Below are 4090 nucleotides of genomic sequence, written 5' to 3'. Positions count from 1 at the left end.
GTACGCCACCACGTAGGTCGCTCCGTCGTGTGCGCGCAGCCTGTTGCGGAGTCGGCCGGTGTCCGTGTCCCATATCCGTATGATGCCGTCACGGTCACCGGTGGCCAGGGTGCGGCCGTCCGGGCTGAATGCCAACGTGAGCACAGAGGGGCGGTAGAGGTGTTGGAGCGTCTTGCGTAAAGGCATGGCGGAGGCGGTGTAGAGGCTCTCAACTGCTTGGGATGTCGGGCTCATTCGGTACGCGTGAACGGCCATCAGCGCGGCGAGATCGGGGTTGGTGCCCATGAGGGTGGTCGATTGTGCGGCGAGCTGGCGGGACAGGGCGACCTGCCGGGCGGCGTCGGCGGCCTGGCGCTGCCGGTATGCGACCACGCTCGCGATGACGGCGAGGACCAGAAGGACGGACAAGGTCATGGTGAGTGCCCGTAGCCGCCGCGTGACACGGGCTGCGGCACGTAATGTCTGTTCACGGGCGGCCATACTGGCCGTGAGGAAGGCGTGTTCCAGGTCGGTGAGGTCTTCCCGGGGAGCGTCGCTGAAGTGTTCCCAGGCGGTGGCCAGGCGGCTTCCCCGGTACAGGGCACCCGCCTCCCGGCCCAGGTCTTCCCACACCTGTGCCGCCTCGGTCAGTGTTCGGTGGGCGCGTAGGCGTTCGCGGTCTTCCTCGATCCAGCCGTGCAGTCGGGGCCATGAGGTGAGGAGGGCTTCGTGAGCGAGGTCGACGGTGCCGTCGTCGAGGGTGAGCAGCCGTGCCCGGACAAGCGCCTCCACGACGCGGGCGGTCACCGGCTGGCCGGTACTCTCAAGTTCCGTGCGCTGGGCGGGTCTGCGAGTGTCGGCGGTGCCGTCGCCAGGGGTGACCAGACGGAGCAGTGTCCGGCGGGCCGCGGACGCCTCCTGCCCGGTGAACCGGTCGTAGACCTGTTCGGCGGTCTTGGCGATGGCGCCGTCGAGGGCGCCGGCTGCCTCGTAGCCCGCCATGGTCAGGGTCTTGCCCCGGCGTCGGCGCCAGGTTTCCAGCAGTACGTGGGACAGCAGCGGTAGCCCTCCCGGCGCGTCGGCGACCTCGTCGACGAGCCGGGAGGTCAGGGCCCGTTCCACGGTCAGTCCGGCAGCCTTGGCGGGCTTGACGACGGCGTCGCGCAGTTCCGCCGGGTTCATTGCACCGGCCAGCAGATTGGCGTCACGCAACGCGTCGGCCAGGTGGCGGTGTTCGGCGCAGCGTCCGTAGAAGTCGCCGCGTACCGCGAGCAGTACCCGCAGGCGGCTCTCCGGCTGCCGTGCGGTCAGTAGCTGGTCGATGAAGCGTGTGCGCTCGGCCGCGTCGCGGGACAGAGTGAAGACCTCCTCGAACTGGTCGACGATCACGAAGGTGTCCGTCCCTGCGTCCGACGTGGCCGGCGTGAGGAGGTGGGCGTGGGTGTGGGCCGGATGCTCCCCGGGGGTCAGGATCCGGATCGCCGCGGGCCGCAGGCCAGCCTCCTGGGAGTGCTGGAGGAAGGGGATCAGGCCGGCCCGCAGCAGGGAGGACTTGCCGCTGCCGGACGGGCCGAACACCGCAGCGAACCGCTGACGGCGCAGCAGATCGACAAGGTCGGCGGTGAGTTGCTGCCGGCCGAAGAACCGGCCGCTGTCACCCGTCTCGAACCGCGTCAGCCCCCGGTACGGCGGCTCCGCTCCAGCATCGTCCTTCTCTGCCCCAGCACCGGCCGATTCCTCCACTGCCTGCCGCCACCGGGCTTCCCACCAGGTCACCTCACCGCCGCACGCCCGCACATACGCCAGCACCACCGGCAGCGTCGGCAACTGCTCGCCCGCCGCCGCCTGCGACAGCGTGGTCACCCCGTAGCCCGCCCGTTCTGCCAGCGACCGGTAGGTGATCCCGCCCGCATCCGTGCGCAGCTTGCGTAACTCGAACGCGAACCGCTGCACCGGACCCGACGCCGGGTCCACCGGCTCCTCACGACGCCCCGCCATACCCCTACCTCCTCCGGCCGCTCCCGCACCGCGCAGGGCAGCCAACCCAGACACCTCAACGACACCAGCAGGATCACGCGTCCGGTCATTGTTCGGCCGCCGGAACCGGGCTGCCGAACAATGCTCCAGCCGCTGAACTCGGTGCTGCGAGCGGCCCGGTGGACCGCTCCACGGGGGAACGCCCTGCTGGCCGCCCACGCAGCCAGCAGGGCACCGCCGCGGCTGTGGAACAGACGATCTGCCCGCCCCATAGATGAACTGAAACGCGTCCAGCCTCCACCTGCCCCATCAAGCCCCGTCCTGACCGGAAGGAACGAAACAGTGCACAGGAATCGAGCCCTTGGCCCAGCGCTGGCCGCTGGATCTGTGGGGGCACTCGCCCACACCGCCCTGGGGCCAGCAAGGGCAATCTCGTGCACTCCCGGATTCACGGGAGCGTGAGGGCCCGGTATGCAGCGACATTGGCTTCATCAGCGGAGTGCGCTGATCGGGATCACCGCGGCGGTCGTGTTCGTAGTGGTCTCCTGCAACACACCGCCAGCCCCGCGTGATCCGACCCCATCGGCGACACGCTCGCTGACGGAACGGGAGCAGGACCTGCTGCACGACGCGGAAGAACGACTCACCGTGTCCTGCATGGTCGCCCGCGGCTTTCGGAGGTGGGCCGTGCCCCGTCATCCCCTGCCTGAGGACCGCGACTTCCCGTACGTAGTCGACGACGCCAAGTGGGCTGCCCGGCACGGGTACGGCAGTGAGCTGCAGGCACGCCGCGAACGCCTGCGTGTGAGTGACCCCAACCAGCGTTACTTCACCAGCCTGTCGGCGGCCGACCGGCAGCGCGCCGTCGCGGCCCTCAACGGAGAGCAGTCCGCCGACCGGCTGGAGGTCCGGATGCCGACCGGAGCGATTGCGGGCCGCATCGCCGACGGCTGCACTGCCCACGCCCAGGAACAGCTCTACGGCGACCTGGCCGCCTGGTTCCGAGTCGACATGGTCGCCGGCGCGCTCCCTGCCGTGCGCCAGCAACAGGTCGCAGACGACAGCGAGTTCAAGGCAGCCGTGAAGAAATGGTCCACCTGTATGCAGGGTCGGGGACTGCGCTACACCGATCCATACCAGGCGCGGGCCGCCTTCACCCGCTCATCGGCCCCGGACACCGACGCGCGTCAGCGGCAGGAAGTACGCACGGCGGTCGCCGAGGCGCAATGCGCTGACACCAGCGGCCTCACCGCAACTGCCCGAAGCCTCGACCGGCGCTACGACGCGCGGCTGCGGAAGCGGTACCAGGACGCGGTCCGCGACCGTCTCCGGCTGGCGCACGCCGCCCTGCCACGTACCCGCGCCCTTCTGACCACCAACCCAACCGACACCACCACAACAACCGAGGAGAACCAGTGACAAGGACCAGGATCACCACCGCGCTTGCGGCCGTGGGGCTCACCGCCCTGAGCCTGACCGCCATACCCGGCGTCGCCCAGGCGTCCGAATCGTCACCGTCGTCAACGCGAGCCGCAGCGGCACCGGCTGCCGACGGCTACCTCCACGCCTGGGAGCACGAGAAGAGGAACCAGGACCGGCCTGGTCGGCACTGCCAGTGGTCCGGCGGCAGCGACAACTGGGCCAGCTGCGGCATGCGCAACGAGGCGAGCTCCCTGCACAACAACGGCTACACCCACGACGTCTGGCTCTACTACAGCCCCGGCCGAACCGGCGCTCACTTCTGCCTCAACAGGGGTGTGTATCTCGAGAACATCGTCCACCACTACTTCCCGCACAACGGAGCAGGAGGCGGCGAATCACTGAACGACAACATCGCCTCCCACGCGTGGACCCCCAACTGCTGAACCCCGCTCCCTGAGCGCCGTTGCCGCCGCTTCCCATGAAGCGGCGGCAACAACCACGCCGCTTCATTCGTGGAATCAGATGCCCCGAAGGTACGGCCGTGACGGTTGGGACTGAACATCGCGCTCCTCTCGTCAATCCGAGGAGCTACCCTTGCACCGGACCCTCGACGCGGCCAGGGCTTCGGCGTAGTCGGCGGGCGTCCGTTTTGTGATCACTTGAGCCCGAGTAGGGCGAGCGGGCGGTCCGTGTTGCGGGCGTTGTGTCGCAG

3 protein-coding genes are annotated in these 4090 nt (G+C 69.2%); 2 read left to right on the top strand and 1 reads right to left on the bottom strand.

Annotated elements, in window-relative coordinates; all coding sequences use genetic code 11:
• On the bottom strand, positions 1-1977 hold a 1977-nt coding region (locus ACIBEI_RS31805; protein WP_398893662.1), incomplete at its 3' end, for a helix-turn-helix domain-containing protein.
• A 666-nt stretch (positions 1978-2643) separates the two neighbouring features.
• Here ACIBEI_RS31805 and ACIBEI_RS31800 point away from each other — a divergent pair.
• Entirely contained in the window at positions 2644-3375 is a 732-nt protein-coding gene (locus tag ACIBEI_RS31800) for a hypothetical protein (protein ID WP_398893661.1), read from the top strand.
• On the top strand, positions 3372-3821 hold the full coding sequence (locus ACIBEI_RS31795; protein ID WP_398893660.1) for a peptidase inhibitor family I36 protein: 450 nt from the start codon (positions 3372-3374) through the stop codon (positions 3819-3821). The genes ACIBEI_RS31800 and ACIBEI_RS31795 overlap by 4 nt, the downstream gene beginning before the upstream one ends.
• Positions 3822-4090 lie beyond the last annotated feature (269 nt).

Origin of the sequence: Streptomyces sp. NPDC050988 (genome assembly GCF_044456225.1) — a bacterium.
Taxonomy (GTDB): Bacteria; Actinomycetota; Actinomycetes; order Streptomycetales; family Streptomycetaceae; genus Streptomyces.
The sequence above is the reverse complement of the archived record's forward strand: the minus strand, read 5'-3'. Positions and strand labels throughout refer to the sequence as shown.